Origin of the sequence: Streptomyces sp. NPDC085481 (assembly GCF_044541845.1) — a bacterium.
Taxonomy (GTDB): Bacteria; Actinomycetota; Actinomycetes; order Streptomycetales; family Streptomycetaceae; genus Streptomyces.
The window spans coordinates 22834-48557 of the sequence record NZ_JBITTJ010000016.1 but is presented as its reverse complement, the minus strand read 5'-3'; the positions used below and the strand labels follow the sequence as shown (position 1 = coordinate 48557).

The following is a 25724-nucleotide window of genomic DNA, read 5'->3' as shown; positions in this document are numbered from 1 at the left end:
ACGACCGGGGGTGTCCCGGTCAGGGCCTGAGGCTCGACACCACGTTGGCGGTGGCGGCCACGCCGTTCTGGATCGTCGGCGCCATGCTGGTGCTCGCGAGGAAGAAGCCGAGCAGCGCGCAGACCAGCGCGTGCGAGAGTTTCAGGCCGCCGTTGCGTACGAAGATCACGGCCAGGATCAGCAGAAGCAGCACCACGGACACGGAAATGGCCATCGCCCTCACCCTCCTTGCGCCGCACCGGAATTGCGGCGTTCGGCGGACAGTGTGACGGAACGGACGATCCGGACGGCGGTATGGCGGCGCGGCCATCCGGGTGACTTTCCGGACTCGGCCGTTCCTCAGGGTCTGGCCAGGGCTTTCGCGTTGCCCGGCCGGGCGTCCCGGTCCAGGCAGTCCGCCCACTCCACCGTGCGGTCGCACCAGCGCCGCAGGAGGACCCGGTCGTGACCGACGGCGAGGAGGCCCGCGCCGGTCTCCGCACGGTAGGCCTCCACCGCGGCGACCAGGGCCGCGGTCGTCGAGGCGTCGAGCATGGCGGTCATCTCGTCGCAGACCAGCCAGCGCGGGCGCAGCACCAGGGCGCGAGCCAGGCAGGCGCGCTGCAGCTGCCCGTCGCTGACCTCGTGGGGGCGGCGGCCCAGCAGGTCTCCGGTGAGGCCGACCGCGGGGGTGAGGGCCGCCAGGCGGGCGGGCGCCTCGGCGCGTCGGCCGGTGGCGCGCAGCGGCTCGGCGATCAGGTCGGCGAGCCGGAGGCGTGGGTCGGCGGAGAGCCGGGGCTGCTGGAAGACGACCCCGATCGCGGTGCGCAGCTCGCGCGGGGCGCGGTGGCGCCAGGCCCGGATCTCGGTGCCGTCGACGGTGACCCGGCCGGCGTCGGGGCGGTGCAGCAGGGCGGCGACCCGGGCCAGGGTGGACTTGCCGCAGCCGCTGGGGCCGAGCAGGCCGAGCGCCTCGCCGGGGGCGACGGTGAGGGTCGCGCCCCGGAAGACGGGGGCGCGGCGCTCGTATCCGGCGCTGACGCAGTGGAGTTCAAGCATCCTCGGCTCCGAAGGGGTGGTGGCAGGCGATGCCCGCCTCGAAGGCGGGACGGACGGCGCAGGCCGCCGTGGCCCGCGCGCAGCGCGGGGCGAAGGCGCAGCCCTCGGGAAGGTCGGACAGCTCCGGCGGCAGCCCGGGGATCGGGGTGAACTCCCGTTCCGGCAGGGCGTTCAGGAGTCCGCGGGCGTAGGGGTGACGGGGCCCGGGGGTGCCGAAGAAGCGGGCGGCGGTGGTGAGTTCGACGATGCGGCCCGCGTACATGACGGCCACCCGGTCGGCGACCCGCCGGGCGGCCGCCAGGTCGTGGGTGATGAGCAGCAGTGCCTTGCCGTCGTCGGTGTGCCGGCGCAGCTCGTCGGCGGTGCGGTCGACGAGTTCCCGGTCGAGTCCGGTGGTGGGCTCGTCGGCGATGAGGAGCGGTGCGTCGCCGATGAGGGCGAGGGCGGTGGCGGCGCGCTGGGCGAGGCCGCCGGAGAGTTCGTGCGGGTAGCGGTCCAGGTGCCCGGCCGGGAACGCGGCCCGCCCGGCGGCGGCTTCGGCGGTCGCGCGCCGCTCGCGTCGCGGGGTGTCGGTGAGGGCCCGTACGGTCTCCTCCAGGTGGGCCCGTACGGTGCGCACCGGGGTGAGGTGGGCGGCGGGGCTCTGCGGGACGAGGCCGATGCGCCGTCCCCGTACGGTGCGGGCGAGGGTGCGTTCACCGGCGGCGAGCAGGTCGGTGCCGTCGAGGTGGGCGGTGCCCGCGGTCTCGGCGTTGCCGGGCAGGAGTCCGAGGAGTGCGGAGGCGAGGACGGACTTGCCGCATCCGCTCTCGCCGACGAGGGCGAGGCACTCCCCCGCCGCCAGGTCGAAGCAGGCGTCGGTGACGGCGGCGACGCCGCGTCCACCGCGCAGCCGGAAGCGGACGGTGAGGCCGCGGACGCTGAGGACGGCGTCGCCGGCGCGCTCGGCGGTGACGGCTTCGAGGGCCCGCAGGACATGCTCGTTCACAGCATCAGCTCCGATCGGCGGCGCGGATTGAGCCGGTCCCGCCAGATCCCGGCGAGGCCGGCGATGGCGAGGGTCGGCACGATCAGCAGGAGGCCGGGGAAGAGGGTCGGCCACCAGTCGCCGGCGAGCAGCGAGGAGCGGGCGGTCTGCACGAGGTTGCCGAGACTGGCCTGGTGGCTGGGCAGGCCGAGGCCCAGGAAGGACAGGGCCGACTCGTGCCACATGGCGTGCGGCACCATGAGCACGGCGGCGAGCCCGGCCTGCGGCAGGACGGCGGGCAGCAGGTGCCGTACGGCGATCCGCCACCGGGAGGCGCCGCCGGAGATCGCGGCGTCCACGAAGGGCCTCGAGCGCAGCGAGAGGACCTCGGAGCGGACGATCCGGGCGGTGGACAGCCAGTGGGTGAGCGCCACGGAGACGATCACGGGCCAGACCCCGGGCCGGAACATGGCGACGACGAAGATGCCGAGGAGCAGGTGCGGCACGGAGGAGAACGCGTCGACGATCCGCATGACGAACCGGTCGGTGCGCCCGCCGAGCGCTCCGGCGGCGGCGCCGACCGCGGTGCCGATGACGGTGGCGACCAGGGCGGCGACCAGGCCTACGAGAAAGGAGATCCGCAGCCCGTAGACGCAGCGCAGGAGCAGGTCGCGGCCGAGGTCGTCGGTGCCGAAGGGGTGGTCGGCGGACGGCGGCAGGAGCTTGGCCGACAGGTCGACGGCCTGTTCGTCGAGCCGGACGAGTGGCGGGACGAGCAGGACGGCGAGGACGACGGCGCCGGTGACGAGGGCGGAGGCCCAGAGGCGTACGCGCCGGGTGCGGGTGTCGAGGCGTGCCTGCCGGGTACGGGGGTCAGCCATCGAAGCCCACCCGGGGGTCGGCGAGCCCGTACAGCAGGTCGGAGAGCAGGTTGCCGAGCAGGACGGCGGCCGTGGCCAGCACGGTGAGCGCGGCGAGCAGCGGGAAGTCGGCGGAGACGGCGGCCTGCACGGTGGCGGCGGCGATGCCGGGCCAGCTGAAGACGGTCTCCACGAGGAGGGCGCCGGTGATGAGTTCGGGGACGCGCGAGCCGATCAGGGTGAGCATGGGCAGCATCCCGGAGCGCAGGGCGTGGCCGGTGAGGACGGTCCGTTCGGCGAGGCCGCGGGCGCGGGCGCCGCGTACGGGGTCCTCCTCCAGTGCGTCGCCGACGCCCTGTCTCACGTACAGGAAGAACCAGGGCAGTTGGGAGACGCCGAGCACGAGCGCGGGCAGCACGAGGTGGGCGGCGACCTGGCCGGCGGTGACGGTGTCGCTGGCGGTGTCGGTGAGTCCGCCGGCCGGCAGCGCGCCGAGTCTCAGTGCGAAGAACCAGATGGCGAGCAGGCCGAGCCAGAAGGCGGGGGCGGCTTCCAGGGTGTACGCGGCGGAGCTGACGGCCCGGTCGAGGAGGCCGCCGCGGCGGCGTGCGGCGAGCACGCCGAGCGCGGTGCCGAGGGCGACGGCGACGAGGAAGGCGGTGGCGGCTAGCAGGGCGGACCAGCCGATGCGTGCGGCGATGACGTCGGCGACGGGCCGGCGCATGACGCTGGAGTCGCCGAGGTCGCCGGTGACGGCGTGGCCGATCCAGTCCCACCAGCGGGTGAACAGGGGCCGGTCGACGCCGAGGTTGGCGCGGAGCTGGTCGAGGTTCTCCTGCGAGGCGGTGAGTCCGGCGGTGCCGGCGTAGGCCTTGACGGGGTCGAAGGGGGAGGCTGCGGCGACGGCGAAGACCGCGAAGGTGACGGCGAGCAGGACGGGCACGGCGGCCAGCGCGCGCCGTCCCGTCATCCGCGCCATGGCCCCCCAGGGGAGGCGGCGGCTCACTGCTTGGGCCTCCAGCTCTCGACGTTCCACCAGGGGCCGGCGGCGAGGCCGTGGTCGTGCGGTTCGACCTGGGTGGTCAGGCCGCCGGGGGTGGTGTCCCAGCGGTCGTTCACGACGTAGAGGTGGTCGATGTGGGTGAGGAAGGTGTAGCCGGGGTTCTGCACCAGCCGGCGCTGGACGGTGTCGTAGGCGGCCTTCCGCTTGGCCTTGTCGTTCGTCCTGCGGCCGTCGTCGAGCGCCTTGTCGACGGCCTTGTCGTCGTACCAGGCCATGTTGTTGAAGCCGTCGCCGCCGAGCGAGGACTTCAGGAGCAGGTACTGGTCGAAGTCGGGGTCGCCGGGCGAGCCGCCGCCGGCGAGCACCGCGTCCTGCTTCATGCGGGGCTCGATGACCTCCCAGGTGCCGGCCTGGGTCGTGATCTCGATGCCGGCCTTCTTGGCGTCGGAGGCGTAGGCGAGGGCGTGGTCCTGGCGGAGCTTGTCGCCGGAGAGGTACCAGAGCGGGAAGGCGGCGCGTACGCCGTTCCTGACGCGGACGCCGTCGGGTCCCGGCTTCCAGCCGGCGGCGTCGAGGAGCTGCTTCGCCCCGGCGAGGTCGTGGGTGCGCTCGGTGCCCTCGGCGAACCATTCGCTGCCGGTGGGTACGGGGCCGTAGGCGGGCTTTCCGGCGCCTTCGAGGATCTTGTCGACCATGGCTCGCCGGTCGACGGCGATGTCGAGGGCGCGGCGGATCGCGGTGTCGCCGGCGACCGGGTTGTGGGTGGGCAGGGTGACCGTGCGGTAGTCGTAGGTCTTGGCCGCGTAGGTCTTCCTGCCCTTGTCGTGCGCGAAGCCGGCGGCGAGGTTGGGCGGCAGGATGGCGCCGTCGAGGTCGCCGGCGCGCAGCCGGGTGGCGCGGACATCGTCGTCCTTGATGACGGCCATGGTGAACTTCTTCACGGCCGGGGCGCCGCCCCAGTAGCCGGGGTTGGCCCGGAAGGTGAGCTTCTCGCCCTTGGACCAGCCGGTGAGGAGGTACGGGCCGGTGCCGATCGGCCGGGTGGTGAAGGAGCCGGTGTTGACGTCCTGCTTCCCGGCGACGTGCTCGGGGGCGATGGCGAGGACGGTGCGCTCGGCGAACGGCGCGTAGGGGTAGGCGAGGGTGAAGACGACGGTGTCGTCGCCTACGGCCTTGACGTCCTTCAGGGCGTCGAGCTCGGTCCTGGAGGCGTTGTTGGTCTTCGGGTCGAGGACGGTCCTGTACGTGAAGACGACGTCCTTCGCCGAGAAGGGCTGCCCGTCGCTGAACTTGACGCCCTTGCGGAGCCGGTACGTGTAGGTCAGGCCGTCGGCGCTGATCCGCGGCAGGGACACGGCGAGGGCGGGCCGCAGCCTCATGTCGGCGTCGAAGGCGAGGAGGCCGTCGAAGATCTTGGAGTTGCCGTCCTTGCCGTAGCCGAGGAGGGGGCTGAGGGTCTCGGGCTCGTAGGCGATGCCGACGACCGCGGAATCCCTGGGTCCGCTGGCGCCCGCCGCGCCGCCGCCGGGGTTCGAGCAGGCCGCCGCGGTGAGGACCAATGCCCCCGTGACCAGCGCGACGGTCCCGCTGCGGATGGATCGGGCGGCCATCGTGTCCACACCCCTCTTGAAGATCAACTGTTATTGCGAAGACCTCGCAATTAAACAGTATGTAAAGGGGTGCGAACACAAGGGACCCTTACGCGGGCGCCGGGAGCCCCACCAGCTCCGCGATCACGTCCTGGTGCCGGCCCGCCGAACCCAGCGCGATCGCGGCCGACTTGGCCCGCTTGAGCGCCAGGTGCGCCGGGTGCTCCCAGGTCATCCCGATGCCGCCGTGCAGCTGCACGCACTCCTCCGCCGCGTGCACCGCGACCTTGGAGCAGTAGGCCTGGGCGACGGCCACGGTCAGCTCGGCGTCCGCGGCCCCGGTGGCGAGCGCGTCGGCGGCGGCGCGGGCCGCCGCCCTGGCTCCCACGAGCTCGAGCCACAGCTGGGCCATCCGGTGCTTCAGTGCCTGGAAGGAGCCGACCGGCCGGTTGAACTGGTGGCGCTCCCGGGTGTGCCGGACGGTCTCCTCAAGACACCACTCGGCGATCCCGAGCTGCTCGGAGGCGAGCAGTCCGGCCCCCTCGAGCAGCCCGCGCCGGACCGCCGCGCGCGCCGTCCCGGCGTCGGCCAGCCGGGTGCCCTCGGCGCCGCTCGCGTCGACGAGGGCCAGCGGCCTGGTCAGGTCGAGCGAGGACTGTGGGCTGATCACCGCGTCCGCGGCGGCGACCGCGTACAGGCCGTCGGCCCGCGGCACGAGCAGCACATCGGCGACGGCGGCGTCCGCCACGGCCGGAACGGGCCCCGCCGCGGCCGGCGCGGTGGCGAACGGGACCGCGAGGACGGCGACGGTGCCGCCGGAGGCGAGCGCGGCGAGCAGCTCGGCGGCCGGACCCTGTCCGTCGCCGAGCGCGAGCAGGGTCCCGGTCGCCACCACCGCGCTGGTGAGGTACGGCGCCGGGGTCACCGCCCGGCCCAGCTCCTCCAGGACCACGGCCGCCTCACGGTGGCTCGCGCCCTGGCCGCCCTGCTTCTCGGGGACGAGCAGCCCGGCGGCACCGATCCCGCCGGCGAGCGCGTCCCACAGGCCCGGCGGGTACGGGCTCTCGCCCTCGATCCGGCCGAGCAGCTCCTGCGCGCCCGCCCGGTCGGCGATCAGGCCGCGCACCGCCGCCCTCAGGTCGTCCTCGGTCTCGGAGTACAGCAGATCGGGCTGATGCGTCATCGGGTCAGGTCCTTCCAGGCGACGTCCTTGTCGTTGCGCGGCTCGGGGGGCAGGCCGAGGACGCGTTCGGCGACGATGTTGAGCAGCACCTCGGTCGTGCCGCCCTCGATCGAGTTGCCCTTGGAGCGCAGATAGCGGTAACCCGCGTCGCGCCCGGTGAAGTCGACGAGATCGGGCCGGACCATCGCCCAGTCCCCGTACAACAGGCCCTCGTCACCGAGGAGTTCCACCTCCAGACCGCTGATGGCCTGGTTGAGCCGGGCGAAGCCCAGCTTCATGGCGCTGCCCTCGGGCCCCGGCTGGCCGGCCACGAGCTGCTGGCGCAGGCGCTCACCTGTGAGCCGGGCCACCTCGGCGTCCACCCACAGGTCGAGCAGCCGGCGGTGCAGGTCGTGGGTGCGCAGTTCGGGGCGGGCCCGCCAGGTCCCGGCGAGCTTGCCGATCATGCCGCCCTCGCGGGGGATGCGGGCGCCGCCGATGGAGACCCGCTCGTTCATCAGGGTGGTCTGGGCGACCCGCCAGCCGTCCCCGACCTCGCCGAGGCGGTGGGCGTCGGGGATGCGGACGTCGGTCAGGAAGACCTCGTTGAACTCCGCCTCTCCGGTGATCTGGCGCAGTGGCCGGACCTCGACCCCGGGGTCCGTCATGTCGCAGACGAAGTAGGTGATGCCGCGGTGCTTGGGCAGGTCCGGGTCGGTGCGGGCGATGAGGATGGCCCAGCGCGCCACATGGGCGCTGGAGGTCCACACCTTCTGCCCGTTGACCACCCACTGGTCGCCGTCGCGCACGGCACGGGTGCCGAGGGCGGCGAGGTCGGAGCCGGCGCCGGGCTCGCTGAAGAGCTGGCACCAGACCTCGTCGCCGACCCAGAGCGGCTTCAGGAAGCGCTCCTTGACCTCGTCGGAGCCGTACGCGAGGAGGGTGGGAGCCGCCATGCCGAGGCCGATGCCGATCCTGCGCGGGTCGTTGTCGGGGGCGCCGGCGGCCGCGAGTTCGGCATCGACGACGGCCTGCAGGGCGCGCGGGGCGTCGAGCCCGCCGAGGCCCACCGGGTAGTGCACCCAGGCGAGTCCGGCGTCGAACCGGGCGCGCAGGAACTCGGTGCGGCCGGTGGTGGCGGGCGGGTGCGCGGCGAGCAACCGCCGGGTACGTTCCACGAGTCCGGCGGCCTCGACGCGGTGGTCGGTCATGCGCGGACCCCTTCCGGGAGGACGACGAGACGGCCGGTGGTGACGCCCTCGGAGACCCGCTGCACGGCGTCGGCGGCGGCGTCGAAGGGGACGCGCTCACTGACGTACGGCTTGATCAGGCCCTTGGCGGCGAGTTCGGTGAGGGTCTCGTGGCAGCGCAGGACGGCGGCCGGGTCCTTGAGGTTGTACAGGCCCCAGTGCAGGCCCACGATCGAGTAGTTCTTGATCAGGGCGTGGTTGAGGGTGGGCGCGGGGACGGTGCCGCTCGCGAAGCCGACGACCACGATCCGGCCCTCGAAGGCGACGACCTTGGCGGACTGCTGGTAGGCGGCGCCGCCGACGGGGTCGTAGATCACGTCGGCGCCGCGGCCGCCGGTGGCCTCCTTGACGGCGGCGACGACGTCCTCGGCGTGCCGGTCGACGACGGTGTCGCAGCCGAGTTCGCGGGCGACGGCGGCCTTGTCCGCGCCGCCGACGACGCCGATGACGGTGGCGCCCGCGGCCTTGCCGAGCTGCACGGCGGCGCTGCCCACCCCGCCGGCGGCGGCGTGCACGAGCAGGGTCTCGCCCTCCTTCAGGGCGGCCCTGCGGTGCAGGCCGAACCAGCCGGTCTGGTAGCCGATGTGCAGGGCGGCGGCCTCGGCGTCGTCCAGGGCCTCGGGGGCGGGGAGCAGGGCGGCCGCGTCGGCGACCGCGTACCCGGCGAGACCGCCGTGCGGGAGGGCCGGGGTCGCGATGACCCGTCGGCCGTCCTCGGTCTCGGCGCAGATCTCGACGCCGGGGGTGAAGGGCAGCGGGGGCCGCACCTGGTACTGGCCCCGGCACAGCAGCGCGTCGGGGAAGTTGATGCCGGTGGCGCGGACCTTCAGCAGGACCTGTCCCTCGCCGGGGGTGGGCCGGTCGACGTCGTCGCGCTGCATCACCTCGCCCGGTTCGCCGTTCTCGTGCACTCGCCATGCCTGCATCCGGGGCCTCCAGCAGCCGTACGTGCGTCCTGCGCGGTCGACGGCATACTAAGCGGTCGCTTGGACTGAGGGAACCAGGCTCTCAGGACTTCTTGCCGCGCGCCGCCACTTCCCCGGTCACCTCCGCGGTCACTTCCTGGGGCGCGCCCTCACGTGCATCCGCTCCCCCTGCGGCCCGAACAGGCTCAGGAACTCCACCGGCCGGTCCCCCGCAGGCCCGAACCAGTGCGGGACCCGGGTGTCGAACTCGGCCGCCTCGCCCGAGGTCAGCACCACGTCGTGCTCGCCGAGCACGAGCCGCAGCCGCCCCGAGAGCACGAACAGCCACTCGTACCCCTCGTGGACCCGCGGCTCGGCCGGTTCCGCGCCGGGCTCCTGGACCACCTTGTACGCCTGGAGCCCGCCGGGCTGGCGGGTGAGCGGGTACAGGGTGCGACCGTGCCGGATGATCGGCTTCGCCTTCACCCGCGGGTCGCCGACGGGCGGGGCGCCGACCAGTTCGTCCAGCGGCACCTGGTGCGCGCGGGCGATCGGAAGCAGCAGCTCCAGGCTGGGTCTGCGCTGCCCCGACTCGAGGCGGGACAGGGTGCTCACGGAGATGCCGGTGGCGGCGGAGAGCTCGGCGAGCGTGGCCCCGCGCTCGCGGCGGATCCGGCGGAGCCGGGGGCCGACCTCGGTCAGGACGGCGTCGATGCGTTCGTCTTCGGTCATGCGGCTATTGCAGAAACGGCAAGTCCGATTGTCAAGCGAGCAGCTTCGCGGGCACGCTCGCAGCATGGACGACAACACCCTGAACGAGACGTACGACGTGGTGGTCATCGGCGGCGGCGCGGCGGGGCTCAGCGCGGGCCTGGTCCTGGGCCGGGCCCGGCGCAGCGCCCTGGTCGTCGACGCCGGCGGGCCGCGCAACGCGCCCGCCGCCCATATGCAGGGCTTCCTCACCCGGGACGGGATGAGCCCGGCGGAGTTCCTGGCCGTCGCGCGGCGGGAGATCGCCGGGTACGGGGTGGAGTGGACGCGCGGCCTGGTCACGGCCGCGGCTGCGGAGGCGGACGAGGGCTTCACCGTCACTCTGGCGGACGGGCGGACGACCCGCGCACGCCGGCTGATCGTGACGACCGGCCTGGTGGACGAGCTGCCCGACATCGACGGGGTCGCCGAGCGGTGGGGTCGGGACGTGATCCACTGCCCGTACTGCCATGGCTGGGAGGTGCGCGACCAGGCCTTCGGCGTGATCGCACATCCGGTCATGCCCGCGCACCAGGCGCTGATGGTCTCGCAGTGGTCCGCCGATGTGACGCTCTTCCTGCACACCGCCCCGGAGCCCTCGGCCGAGGACGCCGGCCGGCTCGCGGCGGCCGGCGTGACGGTGGTCGAGGGCGAGGTCGCGGGGCTCGTGGTCGAGGAGGACCGGTTCACCGGCGTACGGATGGCGGACGGTCGGGTCGTACCGCGCGAGGTGCTGTACGTGGGGACCCGGACCGTACCCCGCGACGGGCTGCTCGCGGCGCTCGGTGCGGCCACGCACGAGACCCCGTTCGGCAGGTTCGTCACGGTCGACGAGACGGGTCGGACGAGCGTGCCCGGAGTGTGGGCGGCGGGGAACGTGATCGGCGCGCAGGAGCAGGTGATCAACGCGGCGAGCGGCGGCTACCGGGCGGCGGCAGTGATCAACGGGGAGCTGCTGATGACGGATCTGGACCGGAAGGCGGCCGGTTCCGGGGCCTGACGGGTCTTCAGCAGTCGGACGGGGCTTCAGTTCTGGCGCGCCGCGCGCTATCGATGCGCCATGACGGACTACGTGAAGGCCGACACGAAGGACGAGCCGAGCGCGGACCTGCCGGGGCTGCCCGCCCCTCCCCCGCTGGGCGCGACCGCGCTGCCGGCCGGCACCTTCGCGGGCCGCGCGGTCGTGGTCACGGGCGGGGGCTCCGGGCTCGGCAAGGCGATCGCCGCCGAGTTCGCGCGCCTCGGCGCCGACCTGGTGATCGTGGGGCGGACCGCCATGCGGCTCGCGGCGGCCGGCGAGGAGCTGGCCGCCGTCGCGGGGGCGCGGGTGGTGACGGGGGTGTGCGACATCCGGGATCCGGAGCGGATCGCCGGGGCCCTCGACGCCTGCGAGGCCGCCCTGGGCGCCCGGCCGGACGTCCTGGTGAACTGCGCGGCCGCCAACTTCCCCGTACCGGCGGAGGACCTGTCCCCCAACGGCTGGCGGGCGGTGGTGGACATCACGCTCACCGGAACCTGGTTCGCGACCCGGGAGTTCGCCCGGCGGCACCTGGCGGCGGGGACGCCGGCGTCGGTCGTCAACGTCGGGGCCTCGTACGCCTGGACCGGCGGGCCGGGGTACGCCCACTCGGCGGCGGCGAAGGCCGGGGTGAAGAACCTGACCGAGACGCTGGCGGTGGAGTGGGGGCCGTACGGGATCCAGGTCAACGGACTGGTGCCCGGCCTCATGCCGCACGAGGACATGGTCCCCGCCGTCCGGGCGAACCTCGACCGGGCGGGCCGCCCGGACGGCCGGCAGCCCGCGCTCCGGGTCGGCCGACCGCGCGAGCTGGGCTGGGCGGCCACCTTCCTGGCCTCCCCGTACGCCCGATTCGTCAGCGGCCACACGCTGGTGGTGGACGGCGCGAACTGGCAACGCCGCGCCCTGGTCAACGAGCCGGTGGTGCCCGTGCGGGAGCAGCTGGGGCGGGGCCCGTTCGGGGCGACCGGAGGCTGACCGGGCCCGGCCGTGCTCGGCCGAGCGGATGAAACCGGGCCGACGGGGCTGCGCAGACCGGCAGCGGAGGCGAGGATCGGCCATGGTGGCCGGAACCCCGCCGCCCACCGCCACGTCTCGGCACGGCCTCCACCCCGGAAGGGACCCACCCCATGCTCGGTACGGACTTCACCAAGGGCTCACCCGACTGGCTCGACCTCGGCAGCCCGGACACCGACGCCGCGGCCGCGTTCTACGGGCGGGTCCTCGGCTGGGACTTCGTCTCGGCGGGCGCCGAGGCGGGCGGCTACGGCTTCTTCCGGCAGGACGGCAAGATCGTCGCGGCGCTCGGCCCGCTCACCGACGAGGGCGCGAGCAGCGCCTGGACGGTGTACTTCGAGACGCCGGACGCGGAGGCGACCGCCCAGGCGGTCGAGAAGCACGGCGGCAAGGTCCGCCTCGCTCCCATGGAGGTGATGGACGCCGGGAAGATGGCGGCCCTCACCGACCCGGGCGGCGCCGAGTTCGCCGTCTGGCAGCCGAACACCATGAAGGGCCTGGAGCAGACCTCGCAGGACAACACCCTGGTCTGGGCGGAGCTGCACGTCGCCGACCCGGAGTCGGTCCTCGGCTTCTACCGCGAGCTGTTCGGCTGGCGCTGGCAGGAGATGGAGGCGCCGGGCATGACGTACCGGGTGATCTCGACGGCCGAGGGGGACCAGCAGGCCGCCTCCTTCGGCGGGGCGGCCCCGCTGCAGCCGGGCGCGGACAAGGCGCGCTGGATCCCCTACTTCGCCGTGACGGACCCGGACGTGGTCGCCGCGTCCGTCCAGGAGAGCGGCGGCACGGTCCTCATGCCGCCCGCGGACGTCCCGGACGTGGGCCGGATCGCCTGGTTCGCGGACCCCTTCGGCGCACCCTTCGCCGTGCTCAAGCCCTCACCGCAGCACATGTGACTCAGCGGCCATCGAAGCGGGGCGGTCTGCGGGCCGCCTTCGCCGCGTAGCCCTCGCGGGCGTCCTCGGAGGTGAGGGTGAGGGCGGCGGCGAGCGCGGTGCGGTCGAGGGCAGCCGCGAGACCCTGGTCGGCGAAGGCGTCGATGTTCCGCTTCACGGCCCGTACGGCGAGCGGGGCGGCCGCGGCGATGGCGCCGGCCGTCTCGTACGCCGTCTCGGTCAGGTACGCGGGGGTGGTGACGAGCTGGACGAGGCCCAGGCGTTCGGCGGTGGCGGCGTCGATGCGCCGGCCGGTGAGGGCCAGGTACTTGGCCCAGCCCGCGCCGGCCTCGCGCGCGATGCGCAGGTCGCCGCCCGCGTCCACGGCGACGCCGATGCCGGTCTCGGGCAGGGCGAAGAGGGCGTCGTCGGCGGCGATGCGGAGGTCGGCCATGAGGGCGAGCTCGAAGCCGAAGCCCAGGCAGTATCCCTGCACGGCGGCGACGACCGGCTGTGGCAGCCGGGCGAAGGCGGCGAAGCGCCCGTGGACCCACCGGATGCCCTCGGCGTAGTTCTCGGCGCGCTCGGCCGCCGAGCGGCCGGTGATGGCGCCCCCGGGCGCGGTGACGTCGATCCCCGCGCAGAACGCCCGTCCCTCGGCCCGCAGCAGCACGACCCTGATCCGCTCGTCGAAGCGGATCCGGTCCGCGATCAGGCCGAGTTGCCGGCTCGCCTCCCAGCTCCAGCCGTTGAGCTTCTCGGGACGGCACAGGGTGACCACCCCGATGCCGTCCTCGACCCGCAGGACGAGGCGCTCCTCGCCCTCCGGGACCGAGTGGTCGAGTGTGTCGATCACCGGGCACCCCCTCCCGCGTTCTGACGTATCGTCAGATATGGCCGAGAGGAGCCTAGCGCCCCGCCCCTAGCGGGGGAACACCTCGAACGTCACCGCCGGACGGCCGCCGAAGCGGTCCGAGGCGCGGCCGGTCGACGTGGCGACGAAGTCACGGCAGTACTCGTCCACGTCCTGGTCCGTCAGGGCCTCGATGTACGTGCGGTGGGCGCGGAGCGAGCGGGTGGCACGCTCCAGACCCGGGGCGGCGTCCACGGCGTGGGTGGGGATGTTCGAGCCGGCCACCGCGACCCAGCGGACCCCGTCCCACGGGTCGAGCCCCTGCTCGGTGAGCTCGGGGAAGATCCAGCGGTTGCCGGCGTCGCCCGCCGCGTCCAGGGTGGCGCGGCCGACGGCGCGGTGGTCGGGGGTGTTCCAGAAGCCGCCGGGCTCCGGGCCCCAGGTGTCGCGGTGGTTGAGGGTGAGGACGAGTTCGGGGCGGTGACGGCGGATCGCGGCCGCGATCTCGCGGCGCAGCCCGAGCCCGTACTCGATCACACCGTCCCGGTGGTCGAGGAACTCCACGGTCTCGACGCCCACGACCGCCGCGCTGTCCCGCTGCTCCTGTTCGCGCAGCGGGCCGCACAGGGCCGGTTCGAGGGTGTCGATGCCGGCCTCGCCGCGGCTGGCGAGGACGTAGACGACCTCCTTGCCGGCGTCCGTCCAGCCGGCGACGGCAGCGGCACAGCCGTACTCCAGGTCGTCGGGATGGGCGACGACCGCGAGGGCGCGCTGCCAGTCGGAGGGCATCTCTTCGAGTTGCGGCGGAAGTTGCACAGTGCTGTCGGCCATGATCGCAGGATACGGTCCGGGTCCGGCGGCCGCGCCTCAGCGTGCGCCGGCGAGGATGACCGAACGGGTGAGGTTGCGGGGGCGGTCGGGGTTCAGGCCACGGCGGCCGGCGAGGGCGACGGCGAGGCGCTGGGCGCGCACGAGGGCGGCGACCGGGTCGACGGCGTCGGCGACGAACCGGGCGCCGGTGACGGTGACTTCGTCGGCGAGGCCCGGCGGGACCGGGCCGAGGCACCAGACGAGGCTGCCGGCGTCGCTGATGCTGATCGGCCCGTGCCGGTACTCCATCGCGGGGTACGACTCGGTCCAGGCTCGGGCGGCCTCGCGGAGCTTGAGCGCGGCCTCGTCGGCGAGGCCGACGGTCCAGCCGGTGCCGAGGAAGGTGAACTGGCCCTGCCTCTCCCAGCTGGCGGGCAGCGGCTCGTACAGGGCGAGTTCGGCGTCGACGATCGAGGGGCCGAGGTCGACGCCCAGACCGGCGCGCAGGAGCTGGAGGGCGGTGGTGGCGAACCGGGTCTGGACCACGGAGCGTTCGTCGGCGAAGCCGAGGTCGAGGACGGCGTCGGCGTGGTGGCCGGCGGGGCTGTCGGGCACCCCGGTGAGCACCAGGGTGGGGATGCGGCCGGCGGCCCGGGCGAGCAGGTCGGCGACCTCGGTGGTGGTGCCGGAGCGGGTGAGGGCGACGATCCGGTCGTAGCCGCGCCCGAGCGGAGTCGGGTCGGAGGCGGGGAAGGCGTCGGTCTCGCCCGCGCCGAGCGACTCGCGCAGGGCGGCGTAGGCGCGGGCGATGAAGTACGAGGTGCCGCAGCCGACGACGGCGATCCGCTCGCCGGTACGGGGCAGCAGTTCGGCCCGCTCGGCGGCGAGCTCGGCGGCGCGCCGCCAGCAGTCCGGCTGGCTGGCGATCTCGGTGTCGACGTGGGTGGTCATGTCGGTCCTCTCTCGGGGCTCGGACGGATTTCTATCCCGTGAGACAGGAGCGAACAATGAGCAATTGGTGAGCAGGGCTTGGACTTTCGTGCGCATCGGCCCCTCGCGGGCCGGCCCGGCCCCGTACGACGTGTCCGTGAGGGCGGTGGAGGATGAAGTCCGACGGCTAGCAGGTCGCCCCGCACGAGGCGCGGACGACGAGCCGGGGCCGTAGCTGCACCTGGTGGAGCGGGGAGGCGTCGCCCTCGGCGAGCCGGCGGAGCAGTATCTGCGCGGCGAGCCGGCCGACCTGGAACTTGGGCGGGGACACCGCGGTGAGCGGGGTCTCGGCGACGTCCGCGAACTCGTTGTCGTAGCTGACCAGGGCCAGGTCGTCGGGGACCCGCAGCCCGGCGCGGCGGGCGGCGGCGAGCACGAGCGCGGCCTCGCGGTCGCCGAAGCAGAGCGCGGCGGTGACCCGCGCGGCGCGCAGGGCGGCGACCGCCCGGTCGGCGCGCTCGGCCTTCCAGCGTTCCATCACGTCGCTCTGGAGGCAGGGTTCGGGCAGGCCCAGGTCGGCCACCGCGCGGGCGAAGCCGGATTCGATGGGGGCGGTGGTGGGCGCGTCGGAGCGGACGACCAGGCCGAACCGCCGGTGCCCGAGGGCGCGCAGATGGCGTACGGCGTCGTAGGCGCCGCCCTCGTGGTCGGTGCACACGTGCTCGGTGGGGTCGCCGGGGCCGTGGGCGGCGAGCCGCCGCTCGACGAGGACGGCGGGCACGGGCAGGGCGAGCAGCTCCTCGGCGCGCCGCCCCGGATCGGTGGCGGTGTGCAGGGTGGGGACCAGCAGGAGCCCGTGGACGCCGGCGGTCAGGAGCCGTTCGACGGCGGCGTCCTCCTCGGCGGGGTCGTAGTGGGAGCAGGCGAGGACGAGCCGGGCGCCGGCGGCGGCGAGTTCCTTCTCGATGCCCTGGAGCACCCGGGGGTAGTAGAAGGCGGTGTCGGGGACGAGCACGCCGACGACCCTGCGGTCGGGCCGCTCCTCCCCCACCCGCTGGGCGGCGAAGGTGCCGGCGCCCTGGCGGCGTTCGACGAGACCGAGGCCGACCAGGTCCTCGTACGCCCGGCGGACCGTCGTCACCGACACCCCGGTCTCGGCGGCCAGGGCGCGCTCGGTGGGGAGCTTGCTGCCGGGCGGCCAGGTGCCGTCGAGCATGCCGCGGCGCAGCTGGGCCATGAGGGCCCGGAACTTCAGCTCACGTCCGGACGCCGGGATCTCGCCGTGTGCCACCGGGCCCCCTGCTGCTCGGATTGCTGATCGATTGCGCGGCGAATCCTATCCCCGCCGCCGCTCTCGGAAGCCAGGGCCGTGACCGGGTCAGGGCGGTCAGAGTTCGCCGCGGGCGAGCGCGAGGAGGCGGTCGAGGACGCGCGGCCCGCCGGCCCGCACGCCGTCGTGCTCGAACTCGTCGGTCACCCAGGTGCGCAGGCCCCGGATCGCCCGCGCGGTCTGAAGCGAGTGGGCGGTGTCCACGTACATGTCGTCGTGGTAGACGGCCGCGGCGACGGGCACCTCGTTGGCGGCGAGCCGCGCGGGGTCGTAGAGCGGTGCCCAGTCGGTGCGCGCGGCGAGGTGCTCGGCGGTCTCGCGCAGCGGGCGCAGGGCGGGGTCGGTGGTGAAGTGCCAGGGGTGGACGGTCTCGCCGGTGAAGAGGACCGGCCCGTCGCCGGCGAGCGCCTTCGCCGCGTCGAACTCGGGGAACTCGGCCCGTACGCGTTCGGCGGCCCAGTCGGTCGGGCCCCGGCCCTGGGCGTAGATGGCCTCGTGCAGTACGGCGTACAGCGGATGGCCCGCGTACGAGAGCTGGGCCCGGACCCCTTCGAGGAAGGAGTCGGAGAGGGCGGGGCCGGCCGGGGTGGGGACGAAGGCGTCCTCCAGGAGGAGGTGGAGCTGGTGGCTGCCTTCTCCGCCGCCGAGGAGGATGCCGAGGGACTGGAAGGCCTCGGGGGTGAGGAGTCCGCCGCCGGGCAGGGTCACCTCGCGTTCGTCCAGGTGGGCGACGATCCGGCGGACGCGCGCGGCGTCGTCGGGGTAGCGGGCGTAGTGGGCCTCGTTCTTGCGCCGGATGCGGGGGTAGGCGGCCCGGTAGACCTCGTCGGCGCCTGCGTGCAGGGAGGGCAGGCCGCCGGTGATGAGGACGGTCTTCAGGCCCTCGGGGGCGGTGGAGAGGTAGTGGGTGGCGCAGAAGCCGCCGAAGCTCTGGCCGAGTACGGTCCAGGGGGCGCCGCCGGTCAGCTCGAGCCGGATGAGCTCGCAGTCCTTGACGATGGAGTCGGCGCGGAAGTGGGCGAGGTAGTCGGCCTGTTCGCGCGGGGTGCCGCGCAGCGGCAGGGTCTGCCGGTTGGCGGGGGTGGAGTTCCCGGTGCCGCGCTGGTCGAGCAGGAGGACCCGGAACTCCTTGACGGCCCGGCCGAGCCAGGCCTGCCGGCCGATGAAGCGGCGGGCGCCGAAGCCGGGTCCGCCCTCCAGGTAGACCAGCCAGGGCAGGTCGGTCCGGTCGGCCTGGTCGCTCGCGACGGCCTCGCGTGCGTAGAGCTCGATGGTCTCGCCGCCGGGGGCGTCGTGGTCGAGGGGGACGGTGTAGCGGCGGTCGGTGAGGACGAGACCGGGCTGGCGGTAGGTGGACAAGGTCGCGTTCTCCTGTTCATGTGCACCCCCGCCGGGACAGTGCATCACAGGACGGGGGTGAACACCGCTCCAGGGATCGGGAGCCGGGGGACAGAGGGTCCGCCGCGCCCGGGGGCCGGCGGACCGGGGCCGTCGTCAGGTCTGCATGACCGCGATCACGTTCTTCGCCGGGTCGGTCAGCCAGGCGATCGCCGGGCCGCCCCGGGTGTCCCGGCAGATCCCCTTCGCGTCGAACTCGAAGCCCGGATAGCGCTGGAACTCCACGCCCTTCGCGCTCAGCGCGTCGACCGCGGCCTCGATGTCCTCGACCTCGAAGTTGAGGATCGTGAAGCTCGCCGGGGAGTGCTGGTCGCCCTTCGGGTAGACGAAGACCCGCGCGCCGCCGGAGAGGGTGAGGAAGAGCATCCTCATGTCCCCCTCACCTCTCGCCTCGGCCTGGAGGCCCAGCGTCTCGCCGTAGAACCGGCGGGCGGCGTCGAGGTCGTCGACCGAGAAACTGCTGTACGCCGTGGTGCTGCCGAACACGGGCTTTCTCCCTTCGGTGGAACGTCTGCTGACGTCCCCTCAGGGCACACCACGCGCCGCGCACCCTGCCGCCCCCGCCACGCGGAAACGGCCGGATGGTCGCCCGCCTGTCACCCTCGGGTGCGGGGCGGGGCGGCGGGTCGTCAGGGGGCGATCGGCAGCCGGCGCTTGTGCTCGGTCAGCTCGTAGCGGCGCACGATCGAGGCGAGGGCGGCCTCGCCGACCGGCTTGCCCTCCAGGAAGTCGTCGATCTCGTCGTACGTCACACCGAGGGCGTCCTCGTCGGGCTTGCCCGGGTCCAGGGTCTCCAGGTCGGCGGTCGGGGTCTTCCAGACCAGCTCGGCGGGGGCGCCGAGCTCGGCCGCCACGGCGCGCACCCGGCGCTTGGTGAGGCCGGTGAGCGGGACGAGGTCGGCGGCGCCGTCGCCGTACTTGGTGAAGAAGCCGGAGACGGCCTCGGCGGCGTGGTCGGTGCCGACGACCAGGCCGTTGTGCGCGCCCGCGACCGCGTACTGGGCGATCATCCGCTGCCGGGCCTTGATGTTGCCGTGGACGAAGTCCTGGTGGTGCGCGTCGCGGAAGGCGGTCCCGGCGGCCAGGGTCGCGTCCAGGGCGGCGTCGCTCGCCGGCCGGATGTCCACGGTGAGGACCTCGTCGGCCTTGATGAAGTCGAGGGCGAGCTGGGCGTCGTGCTCGTCGGCCTGGACGCCGTACGGCAGGCGCATCGCGTAGAAGACGGCCTCGTGGCCCGCGGCGCGGGCCCGCTCGACGGCGAGCTGGCAGAGCCGTCCCGTGGTGGTGGAGTCGACGCCGCCGCTGATGCCGAGGACGAGGCAGCGCAGGCCGGTGGAGGTGAGGCGCTCGGCGAGGAAGGCCACCCGGCGCTCGATCTCCGCGCGCGGGTCGAAGGTCTCGGCGACCTCGAGCTCCCGGGCGATCTGCTGCTGCCGGTCGGTGGTCACCGGGTCGGTCACGGAATGCTCCTCGGTCGTGCGCTCATGCGGTGGTGGGCGGTGGGCTCCGGGTCGACTCTATGCGGCGGGCGCGTCGTCTGTCGCCCGGCCCCGGTCCTTGCCCCGGGTGGTTCAGTCCTCGCCCCCGGTGCCCCGGTCCTCGCCCCGGGTGGCTCAGTCCTCGCCCCTCGCATGCCTCAGTCCACGCAGAGGACCTCGACCCGCTGCACCAGGTTGTTGCCGAAGCCGCCCCGGTTCCAGGGGGCGCTGAGCGGCTGGGTGTGGCCGGCGGCGTCGGTGGCGCGGACGGTGAGCCGGTACGGGCCCGGGGTCGCCGTCCAGGTCGCGCGCCAGGCTGCCCAGGCCCACGGCCGCTCCGGGTCTGCGGCGACCTCGGCGTCGGTCCAGGTCCGCTCGTCGTCGCTGCTGAGCTCCACCCGGACCACCGGGGCGTGTCCTGACCAGGCGCGTCCGGCGAGCGGGACGGGGCCGGGGCGGACCACGCGGGTGCGGGTCATGAAGTCGGGGAAGCCGGGCGGGATCATCAGGGCGCGGGGCGCGATGACGTCCACGGGGTCCCCCGGCTCGTCGGGGCCCTGCCGGTAGCGGTAGGCGACGGCCTGCTGGAAGCCGGTGTACGGGGTGTCGGTGACGGTGATGTCGTGCAGCCACTTCACGTGCGCCATGCCGTACCAGCCGGGCACGACCAGGCGCAGCGGATGGCCGTGCTGGGGCGGCAGCGGGGCGCCGTTCATCGCGTACGCCACGAGCACGCCGCGGGCCGGGTCGGCGGCCAGGGCCAGCGGGAGGCTGCGCCGGTAGTCCTGCTCGGTGCCGCGCTCGACGCCGTGGTCGGCGCCGGTGAAGACCGCCTCGACGGCGTCGTCGGCGATCCCCGCCTCAGCGAGCAGGGTGGCCAGCGGGACGCCGGTCCAGTCGGCGGTGCCGACGGCCTCGACCAGCCAGGGCTGGCTGATCGGCCGGGGGGCGAGGCGGGCCCGGCCGTTGCCCGCGCACTCCATGGTGACCCGGTGGGTGACGGCCGGGCGCTCGCGCAGGGCCTTCAGGTCGAGGGACAGCGGGCGGCGGACCCGGCCGCCGAGGGTGAGCCGCCAGGTGTCGGCGTCGGTGGCGGGGATGTCGTAGTGGACCAGGACGTAGTGCAGGCCGGGTGGCGTGGTGTCGTAGCGGAGCGCTTCGAGGGGCAGCCCGTGGTTGCGGGCCGCGAGGGCCAGCTCCGCCGCGCTGATCCCCTCGTCCGGTCCTGCCACGCGGCCCGGTGCGCTGATGTCGCCGATCCGATGGGTGGCGTCCATGCCTTCATGGTGCCCCGCGCGGCGGCCGGCCTCATCCGCTGGCGGCGTCGACGGTGACGGTGACGGTGTGCAGGCCGGTCGCGCCGTCGGGCATCGTGCCGGTGCGCTGCTCGGTCTGGACGGCTCCGGTGCCGTCGGTGGCGCGGACGGTGAGGGTGTGCCGGCCGGGCGTCGCCTGCCAGCGGAGCAGCCACTGGCGCCAGGTGTCGGTGCTGTCCTCGGCCCCGAGTTCGGCGTCCTGCCAGGGGCCGTCGTCGACCCGTACCTGGACACGGGAGATGCCCCGGTGCTGGGCCCAGGCGACTCCGGCGACGGCGACCTGCCCGGCGGTCGCGTGGCCGAACGCGCGGGGGGTGTCGATCCGTGACTGGGTCTTGACGGGGGCCTGGGCGGCCCAGCCGCGGGGCACCCAGTAGGCGTCGTACGCGGCGAAGGTGGTCAGCTCGATGGAGGAGATCCACTTGCAGGCGGAGACGTAGCCGTACAGGCCGGGCACGACCATGCGGACGGGGAAGCCGTGGGCGAAGGGCAGCGGCTCGCCGTTCATGCCGAAGGCGAGGAGCGCGTCGCGGCCGTCCAGGACGGTCTCGACGGGGGTGCCGATGGTCATGCCGTCCACCGAGCGGGCCACCAGCTGGTCGGCGGGGCCGCCCGCGGACGGCGGGCGTACGCCGCACTCGCGCAGCAGGTCGGCGAGCCGGACGCCCAGCCAGCGGGCGTTGCCGACCAGGGAGCCGCCGACCTCGTTCGAGACGCAGGCGAGGGTGATGTCACGCTCGATCACCTCGCGGCGCAGCAGGTCGGCCAGGGTGAAGCTCCACTCGCCGGTCACTCCGCTGCCGTGGACCCGCAGCCGCCAGGTGTCGGCGTCGACGCGCGGCACGACGAGGGCCGTGTCGACCCGGTAGAAGTCCCGGTTGGGCGTGACGAACGGGCTGATCCCCTCGACCGGGAGCTGGGCCCCCGGCGGCACGGCCGGCGCGGCCGAGGCGGGGCGGGGCAGCCGGAGCGCGTTACGGGAGGCCGTGGCGTGCTGGGAGCGGGTGGAGCCGACGCTGCGGGCCAGCACCGTCGCCCCGGCGGCCCCGGCGGCGACGCCCGCGGCGGTCAGCAGGAAGCCGCGCCGGGCCGCCCCCGCGTCGAGGCTCGGGCTGGGGCCGAGCAGCCGCCCCGTGAGGACGTACAGCAGGGCCGCGGCGGCCGCCGCGCCCAGCAGGGACGGCAGGACGTCGGCCGCCGAATCGGAGTCGGGCCGCGTCACGGCGGCGAGCGCACCGACCGCTCCGAGCCCGATCACCCCGGCGAGCGCGGCGGCCCGGCTGCGCAGCGCGAGCACCCCGAGGGCGGCGGCGAGCGCCCCGAGGAGCACCAGGATCCCGAACTCGAGGACCGCCTTGTCGCTCTCCCCGAAGGTCCTGATCGCCCACTCCTTGACTCCGGCCGGCGTCTGGTCGACCACCGCGTCGCCGACCGCGGGCACGGGCCCCGCCTCGGGCCGTACCGGCACTCCGACGAGCGCGGCGACCGCGAGCCCGCCGAAACCGGCGACGATCCCGCCGAGGGCGGCGAGCAGACGGTCGGTCGGGGTGAGCTCGCGAGCGGGCTGGGGCGTGCGCTGGGGCGGGCGCTCGGGCCGGGGCCGAGGCGGGGGAGCGGAGGAGGCCATGCCTCAGTATTCGGCAGGGCGGTGGCGGCGGCTGAGCCCCTGTGGGTCCTTCTACTTCGGCCCGGCGCCCGGCCCCCCGTGCTCGCCCGGAGCCGCGAGCTCCTCGACCGCGTCGACGCCGACGACCGCGCCGGTGGACTTCTTGCCGCGGCGCAGCCGGCCTTCCAGCCAGGAGGCGAAGGTGGTGAGGAGGAAGTTGAGGATCACGAAGACGACGGCCACGATCGTGAAGGAGGCGATGGTGTTCGCCCCGTAGTTGGCGCTCATCGGACGGACCGAGGCGAGCAGTTCGGAGAAGCCCAGCATCGCTCCGCCGAGCGCCGTGTCCTTGACGATGACGACGAGCTGGCTGACCAGGGCCGGCAGCATGGCCGTGACCGACTGCGGCAGCAGCACGTACAGCATGGTCTGGCCCTTGCGCATGCCGATCGCCTTGGCCGCGTCGGTCTGGCCGGCCGGCAGCGCGAGGATGCCCGCGCGGACCACCTCGGCGAGGACGGAGCCGTTGTAGAGCACGAGGCCGGTGACGACCGCGTACAGCGGACGGGTCTCCGGGCTCACGTCGGTGAACTCGGAGTACGCGGCGTTGGCGAAGAGCATCAGGATGAGCACCGGGATGGCGCGGAAGAACTCCACGACCGCGCCGGCCGCCATGCGTACCCAGCGGTGGTCGGAGAGCCGGGCGATGCCGAACAGCGCGCCGAGCGGGAGAGCGAGGAGCATGGACAGGGCCGCGGCGATCACGGTGTTCTTCAGGCCCGGCAGGATGTACGTCGTCCAGACCCGGGAGTCGGTGAAGAACGGCTCCCACTTGACCCCTTCGAGCTGGTTCTTCTCGGCGAGGCTGGCCACCACCCACCAGACGAGGGCGGCGACGGCGACGACGAACACGAGGGAGTAGAGGATGTTGCGGCGTCGGGCCCGCGGCCCGGGGACGTCGTAGAGGACGCTCTGCGCGCGCTTCATCGCTTCACCGCCACCTTCTTGGCGACCCAGCCGAGGAACAGTCCGGTGGGCAGGGTGAGGCAGAGGAAGCCGACGGCGAAGATCACGGAGATGAGGATGAGCTGTGCCTCGTTCTCGATCATCTCCCGCATCAGCAGGGCGGCTTCGGCGACGCCGATGGCCGCGGCGACGGTGGTGTTCTTGGTGAGGGCGATCAGGACGTTGGCGAGGGGGCCGACGACCGAGCGGAAGGCCTGCGGCAGCACGATCAGCCGCAGGGTCTGGGTGAAGTTCAGGCCGATGGCTCGGGCGGCCTCGACCTGTCCGAGGGGGACGGTGTTGATGCCCGAGCGCAGCGCCTCACAGACGAACGCGGAGGTGTAGGCGGTGAGTCCGAGGACGGCGAGCCGGAAGTTGATGTCGGTGAAGTCCTTGGCGCCCATGGTGACGCCGAGGGTCTGGAAGAGGCCGAGCGAGGTGAAGACGATGATGACGGTGAGGGGGATGTTGCGGACGATGTTGATGTAGACGGTGCCGAAGCCCCGCATCAGGGGGACGGGGCTGACCCGCATGGCGGCCAGCAGCGTCCCCCAGATCAGGGAGCCGATCGCGGAGTAGACGGTCAGTTGGACCGTCGTCCAGAAGGCTCCCAGCAGGTCGTAACCTTCGAGGAAGTCGAACACGGCGGCCTGCCTACTGGACCACTACGCCGATCTTCGGGGCGGGCTCGTTCTGGTAGTTCGCGGGGCCGAAGTTCTTCTGCACGGCCGCGTCCCAGGATCCGTCCGCGACCATCTTCTCCAGGGCCTTGTTGATCTTGTCCTTGAGGTCGCTGCCCTTCTGCACACCGATGCCGTAGTTCTCGTTGCTCATCTTGAAGCCGCCGAGCTTGAACTTGCCCTTGAACTCGGGCTGCGAGGCATAGCCGGCAAGGATCGAGTCGTCGGTGGTCAGGGCGTCGATGACCCCGTTCTCCAGGCCGGTCAGGCACTCGGAGTAGCCGCCGTACTCCTGGAGCTGGGCGTTCGGGGCGAGCTTCGTCTTGACGTTCTGCGCGGAGGTGGAGCCGGTGACCGAGCAGAGCTTCTTGTTGTTGAGGTCGGAGGGCTTGGTGATCGAGTTGTCGTCCGCACGGATCAGCACGTCCTGGTGGGCGAGCAGGTAGGGACCGGCGAAGTCGACCTTCTCGGCGCGCTTGTCGTTGATCGAGTACGAGGCCGCGATGAAGTCCACGTCACCGCGCTGCAACAGCGTCTCGCGGTCGGCGCTCTTGGCCTCCTTCCACTCGATCTGGGACGGATCGTGGCCGAGCTCCTTCGCGACGTACGTCGCCACGTCGACGTCGAAGCCGGTGTACTTGCCGTCCGGCGTCTTGAGCCCGATGCCCGGCTGGTCGAACTTGATGCCGACGGTGATCTTCTCGCCGTTGTGATCCGCCGCCGCACCGCCACTGCCGCCGTCGCCGCTGTCGCTGCACGCGGTGCCGGTGAAGGAGAGGACGAGCGCGGTCGCGGCGGCCGCCACGGCGACCCTCCGGGTCCTGAACGTGTTCATGGTCATCACCCCACGGGGTACGGGTCAGTGGTGCAGGATCTTCGACAGGAAGTCCTTCGCGCGCTCGCTCCTCGGAGCACTGAAGAACTCGTCCGGGGTGGCCTCCTCCACGATCCGCCCGTCGGACATGAAGACCACACGGTTGGCGGCGGAGCGGGCGAATCCCATCTCGTGGGTCACCACCACCATGGTCATGCCGTCCCGGGCCAGCTGCTGCATGACCTCCAGGACCTCGTTGATCATCTCCGGGTCGAGGGCCGACGTCGGCTCGTCGAAGAGCATCACCTTCGGCTCCATCGCGAGCGCGCGGGCGATCGCGACCCGCTGTTGCTGGCCGCCGGAGAGCTGCGCCGGGTACTTGTCCGCCTGGGAGGCGACACCGACCCGCTCCAGCAGCGTGCGGGCACGCTTCTCGGCCTTCTTGCGGTCCTGCTTGCGGACCTTGATCTGGCCGAGGGTCACGTTGTCGAGCACGGTCTTGTGCGCGAAGAGGTTGAAGGACTGGAACACCATGCCGACGTCGGCGCGCAGCGCGGCAAGCTCCCGCCCCTCGGCCGGCAGCGGCCTGCCGTCGATGACGATCTCGCCGGAGTCGATGGTCTCCAGGCGGTTGATGGCGCGGCACAGCGTGGACTTGCCGGACCCGGAGGGCCCGATCACGACCACGACCTCGCCGCGGTGGATGGTGAGGTCGATGGACTGGAGCACATGGAGCGTGCCGAAATGCTTGTCGACGTCTTTCAGCACGACAAGCGCGTCACCGCCGTCCGACACGGGCATGGCACCCTCCTGGGTCACCGCCCCCGCTTGGCCGCTTCCTCCTCAGGTTCATGCTCGCCCCTCCGCCCTGCGTACGCACGCCGGAACGAGAGCCTCCGCGCGCGGGGCCCCCGCCGGGCACGGAGGGTCGCCGGGACGCGCTGACCGGTGACGGGCCGAAGGCGGGCCCGATGACGGGATATCGCCATCCGGGACGCGCACGGAAAGGCCTTGCCCCGGCCCGCCCCGAGTTGCTTGGATCTTGAGCGCTCTTGGAAAGCGCACGACCT

Annotated in this window: 26 protein-coding genes; 3 read left to right on the top strand and 23 right to left on the bottom strand. The window is 73.5% G+C overall.

What is annotated here, in order from left to right; genetic code table 11:
- Nucleotides 1–19: 19 nt before the first annotated feature.
- From ACIGEZ_RS28735 to ACIGEZ_RS28690, 10 genes are all read right to left on the bottom strand, one after another.
- Nucleotides 20–214 (bottom strand): hypothetical protein, encoded by a 195-nt coding sequence (locus ACIGEZ_RS28735; RefSeq protein ID WP_399836535.1) that lies wholly within the window; start codon nt 212–214, stop codon nt 20–22.
- A gap of 125 nt (nt 215–339) precedes the next feature.
- Nucleotides 340–1038: an ABC transporter ATP-binding protein gene (locus ACIGEZ_RS28730; RefSeq protein WP_399836532.1), complete on the bottom strand. Its 699-nt coding sequence runs from the start codon at nt 1036–1038 to the stop codon at nt 340–342.
- Nucleotides 1031–2026 (bottom strand): ABC transporter ATP-binding protein, encoded by a 996-nt coding sequence (locus ACIGEZ_RS28725; RefSeq protein ID WP_399836529.1) that lies wholly within the window; start codon nt 2024–2026, stop codon nt 1031–1033. Before ACIGEZ_RS28725 ends, ACIGEZ_RS28730 begins: the two co-directional genes overlap by 8 nt.
- A complete protein-coding gene (locus tag ACIGEZ_RS28720; RefSeq protein WP_399836526.1) occupies nt 2023–2886 on the bottom strand; it encodes an ABC transporter permease in 864 nt (287 codons plus the stop codon). The genes ACIGEZ_RS28725 and ACIGEZ_RS28720 overlap by 4 nt, the downstream gene beginning before the upstream one ends.
- A complete protein-coding gene (locus tag ACIGEZ_RS28715; RefSeq protein ID WP_399836523.1) occupies nt 2879–3871 on the bottom strand; it encodes an ABC transporter permease in 993 nt (330 codons plus the stop codon). Before ACIGEZ_RS28715 ends, ACIGEZ_RS28720 begins: the two co-directional genes overlap by 8 nt.
- Complete coding sequence (locus ACIGEZ_RS28710) at nt 3868–5478, bottom strand: ABC transporter substrate-binding protein (protein WP_399836521.1); 1611 nt, start codon at nt 5476–5478, stop codon at nt 3868–3870. Before ACIGEZ_RS28710 ends, ACIGEZ_RS28715 begins: the two co-directional genes overlap by 4 nt.
- A gap of 88 nt (nt 5479–5566) precedes the next feature.
- On the bottom strand, nt 5567–6640 hold the full coding sequence (locus ACIGEZ_RS28705) for an acyl-CoA dehydrogenase family protein (RefSeq protein WP_399836519.1): 1074 nt from the start codon (nt 6638–6640) through the stop codon (nt 5567–5569).
- Nucleotides 6637–7830, bottom strand: coding sequence for an acyl-CoA dehydrogenase family protein (locus ACIGEZ_RS28700; protein WP_399836515.1), 1194 nt, complete (start codon nt 7828–7830; stop codon nt 6637–6639). Before ACIGEZ_RS28700 ends, ACIGEZ_RS28705 begins: the two co-directional genes overlap by 4 nt.
- Nucleotides 7827–8795 (bottom strand): NADPH:quinone oxidoreductase family protein, encoded by a 969-nt coding sequence (locus ACIGEZ_RS28695; protein ID WP_399836511.1) that lies wholly within the window; start codon nt 8793–8795, stop codon nt 7827–7829. Before ACIGEZ_RS28695 ends, ACIGEZ_RS28700 begins: the two co-directional genes overlap by 4 nt.
- Before the next feature lie 129 nt (nt 8796–8924).
- A complete protein-coding gene (locus ACIGEZ_RS28690; protein WP_399836509.1) occupies nt 8925–9506 on the bottom strand; it encodes a helix-turn-helix domain-containing protein in 582 nt (193 codons plus the stop codon).
- A gap of 64 nt (nt 9507–9570) precedes the next feature.
- On the opposite strand from ACIGEZ_RS28690, the gene ACIGEZ_RS28685 reads away from it, so the two are divergent.
- The 3 genes from ACIGEZ_RS28685 to ACIGEZ_RS28675 all read left to right on the top strand — a co-directional run bounded on the left by ACIGEZ_RS28685 (nt 9571) and on the right by ACIGEZ_RS28675 (nt 12455).
- Complete coding sequence (locus ACIGEZ_RS28685) at nt 9571–10524, top strand: NAD(P)/FAD-dependent oxidoreductase (RefSeq protein WP_399836506.1); 954 nt, start codon at nt 9571–9573, stop codon at nt 10522–10524.
- Between the two features lie 60 nt (nt 10525–10584).
- The gene (locus ACIGEZ_RS28680) at nt 10585–11520 is read left to right on the top strand and encodes an SDR family oxidoreductase (RefSeq protein WP_399836503.1); all 936 of its coding nucleotides are present in this window, start codon (nt 10585–10587) and stop codon (nt 11518–11520) included.
- 152 nt (nt 11521–11672) lie between these two features.
- Nucleotides 11673–12455 (top strand): VOC family protein, encoded by a 783-nt coding sequence (locus ACIGEZ_RS28675; RefSeq protein ID WP_399836501.1) that lies wholly within the window; start codon nt 11673–11675, stop codon nt 12453–12455.
- Between the two features lies 1 nt (nt 12456).
- On the opposite strand, the gene ACIGEZ_RS28670 is transcribed toward ACIGEZ_RS28675, so the two are convergent.
- The 13 genes from ACIGEZ_RS28670 to ACIGEZ_RS28610 form a co-directional block, all read right to left on the bottom strand.
- Nucleotides 12457–13290 carry an enoyl-CoA hydratase/isomerase family protein gene (locus ACIGEZ_RS28670; protein WP_399836498.1) on the bottom strand — a complete coding sequence of 278 codons (834 nt, stop codon included), beginning with the start codon at nt 13288–13290 and terminating at the stop codon, nt 12457–12459.
- A gap of 66 nt (nt 13291–13356) precedes the next feature.
- On the bottom strand, nt 13357–14118 hold the full coding sequence (locus ACIGEZ_RS28665; RefSeq protein WP_399836495.1) for a PIG-L deacetylase family protein: 762 nt from the start codon (nt 14116–14118) through the stop codon (nt 13357–13359).
- 36 nt (nt 14119–14154) lie between these two features.
- A complete protein-coding gene (locus ACIGEZ_RS28660) occupies nt 14155–15048 on the bottom strand; it encodes an SIS domain-containing protein (protein WP_399836493.1) in 894 nt (297 codons plus the stop codon).
- A 166-nt stretch (nt 15049–15214) separates the two neighbouring features.
- Nucleotides 15215–16318 carry a LacI family DNA-binding transcriptional regulator gene (locus ACIGEZ_RS28655; protein ID WP_399836490.1) on the bottom strand — a complete coding sequence of 368 codons (1104 nt, stop codon included), beginning with the start codon at nt 16316–16318 and terminating at the stop codon, nt 15215–15217.
- Between the two features lie 96 nt (nt 16319–16414).
- Nucleotides 16415–17761, bottom strand: a complete 1347-nt coding sequence (locus ACIGEZ_RS28650) for an alpha/beta fold hydrolase (protein ID WP_399836899.1) — start codon at nt 17759–17761, stop codon at nt 16415–16417.
- A 90-nt stretch (nt 17762–17851) separates the two neighbouring features.
- Nucleotides 17852–18241 carry a VOC family protein gene (locus ACIGEZ_RS28645; RefSeq protein ID WP_399836487.1) on the bottom strand — a complete coding sequence of 130 codons (390 nt, stop codon included), beginning with the start codon at nt 18239–18241 and terminating at the stop codon, nt 17852–17854.
- Between the two features lie 143 nt (nt 18242–18384).
- Entirely contained in the window at nt 18385–19215 is an 831-nt protein-coding gene (nadE, locus tag ACIGEZ_RS28640; protein WP_399836484.1) for an ammonia-dependent NAD(+) synthetase, read from the bottom strand.
- Nucleotides 19216–19391: 176 nt separating this feature from the next.
- The gene (locus tag ACIGEZ_RS28635; RefSeq protein WP_399836482.1) at nt 19392–20510 is read right to left on the bottom strand and encodes a sulfite oxidase; all 1119 of its coding nucleotides are present in this window, start codon (nt 20508–20510) and stop codon (nt 19392–19394) included.
- Between the two features lie 31 nt (nt 20511–20541).
- Nucleotides 20542–22176, bottom strand: coding sequence for a molybdopterin-dependent oxidoreductase (locus tag ACIGEZ_RS28630; protein ID WP_399836479.1), 1635 nt, complete (start codon nt 22174–22176; stop codon nt 20542–20544).
- A gap of 51 nt (nt 22177–22227) precedes the next feature.
- A complete protein-coding gene (locus ACIGEZ_RS28625; protein ID WP_399836476.1) occupies nt 22228–23142 on the bottom strand; it encodes an amino acid ABC transporter permease in 915 nt (304 codons plus the stop codon).
- On the bottom strand, nt 23139–23804 hold the full coding sequence (locus ACIGEZ_RS28620; protein ID WP_399836472.1) for an amino acid ABC transporter permease: 666 nt from the start codon (nt 23802–23804) through the stop codon (nt 23139–23141). The genes ACIGEZ_RS28625 and ACIGEZ_RS28620 overlap by 4 nt, the downstream gene beginning before the upstream one ends.
- Before the next feature lie 10 nt (nt 23805–23814).
- Entirely contained in the window at nt 23815–24675 is an 861-nt protein-coding gene (locus tag ACIGEZ_RS28615) for a glutamate ABC transporter substrate-binding protein (protein ID WP_399836469.1), read from the bottom strand.
- A gap of 24 nt (nt 24676–24699) precedes the next feature.
- A complete protein-coding gene (locus ACIGEZ_RS28610; protein WP_399836466.1) occupies nt 24700–25455 on the bottom strand; it encodes an amino acid ABC transporter ATP-binding protein in 756 nt (251 codons plus the stop codon).
- Between the last annotated feature and the right edge of the window lie 269 nt (nt 25456–25724).

What these genes read in the sequence shown, in the direction of transcription:
- ACIGEZ_RS28665 (WP_399836495.1), bottom strand. Translation starts at nt 14,118, where the DNA reads ATGGCCGACAGCACTGTGCAACTTCCGCCGCAACTCGAAGAGATGCCC.
- ACIGEZ_RS28675 (WP_399836501.1), top strand. Translation starts at nt 11,673, where the DNA reads ATGCTCGGTACGGACTTCACCAAGGGCTCACCCGACTGGCTCGACCTC.
- ACIGEZ_RS28690 (WP_399836509.1), bottom strand. Translation starts at nt 9,506, where the DNA reads ATGACCGAAGACGAACGCATCGACGCCGTCCTGACCGAGGTCGGCCCC.
- ACIGEZ_RS28630 (WP_399836479.1), bottom strand. Translation starts at nt 22,176, where the DNA reads ATGGCCTCCTCCGCTCCCCCGCCTCGGCCCCGGCCCGAGCGCCCGCCC.
- ACIGEZ_RS28685 (WP_399836506.1), top strand. Translation starts at nt 9,571, where the DNA reads ATGGACGACAACACCCTGAACGAGACGTACGACGTGGTGGTCATCGGC.
- ACIGEZ_RS28625 (WP_399836476.1), bottom strand. Translation starts at nt 23,142, where the DNA reads ATGAAGCGCGCGCAGAGCGTCCTCTACGACGTCCCCGGGCCGCGGGCC.
- ACIGEZ_RS28610 (WP_399836466.1), bottom strand. Translation starts at nt 25,455, where the DNA reads ATGCCCGTGTCGGACGGCGGTGACGCGCTTGTCGTGCTGAAAGACGTC.
- ACIGEZ_RS28635 (WP_399836482.1), bottom strand. Translation starts at nt 20,510, where the DNA reads ATGGACGCCACCCATCGGATCGGCGACATCAGCGCACCGGGCCGCGTG.
- ACIGEZ_RS28680 (WP_399836503.1), top strand. Translation starts at nt 10,585, where the DNA reads ATGACGGACTACGTGAAGGCCGACACGAAGGACGAGCCGAGCGCGGAC.
- ACIGEZ_RS28730 (WP_399836532.1), bottom strand. Translation starts at nt 1,038, where the DNA reads ATGCTTGAACTCCACTGCGTCAGCGCCGGATACGAGCGCCGCGCCCCC.
- ACIGEZ_RS28660 (WP_399836493.1), bottom strand. Translation starts at nt 15,048, where the DNA reads ATGACCACCCACGTCGACACCGAGATCGCCAGCCAGCCGGACTGCTGG.
- ACIGEZ_RS28615 (WP_399836469.1), bottom strand. Translation starts at nt 24,675, where the DNA reads ATGAACACGTTCAGGACCCGGAGGGTCGCCGTGGCGGCCGCCGCGACC.
- ACIGEZ_RS28700 (WP_399836515.1), bottom strand. Translation starts at nt 7,830, where the DNA reads ATGACCGACCACCGCGTCGAGGCCGCCGGACTCGTGGAACGTACCCGG.
- ACIGEZ_RS28650 (WP_399836899.1), bottom strand. Translation starts at nt 17,761, where the DNA reads ATGCACTGTCCCGGCGGGGGTGCACATGAACAGGAGAACGCGACCTTG.
- ACIGEZ_RS28695 (WP_399836511.1), bottom strand. Translation starts at nt 8,795, where the DNA reads ATGCAGGCATGGCGAGTGCACGAGAACGGCGAACCGGGCGAGGTGATG.
- ACIGEZ_RS28720 (WP_399836526.1), bottom strand. Translation starts at nt 2,886, where the DNA reads ATGGCTGACCCCCGTACCCGGCAGGCACGCCTCGACACCCGCACCCGG.
- ACIGEZ_RS28705 (WP_399836519.1), bottom strand. Translation starts at nt 6,640, where the DNA reads ATGACGCATCAGCCCGATCTGCTGTACTCCGAGACCGAGGACGACCTG.
- ACIGEZ_RS28710 (WP_399836521.1), bottom strand. Translation starts at nt 5,478, where the DNA reads ATGGCCGCCCGATCCATCCGCAGCGGGACCGTCGCGCTGGTCACGGGG.
- ACIGEZ_RS28735 (WP_399836535.1), bottom strand. Translation starts at nt 214, where the DNA reads ATGGCCATTTCCGTGTCCGTGGTGCTGCTTCTGCTGATCCTGGCCGTG.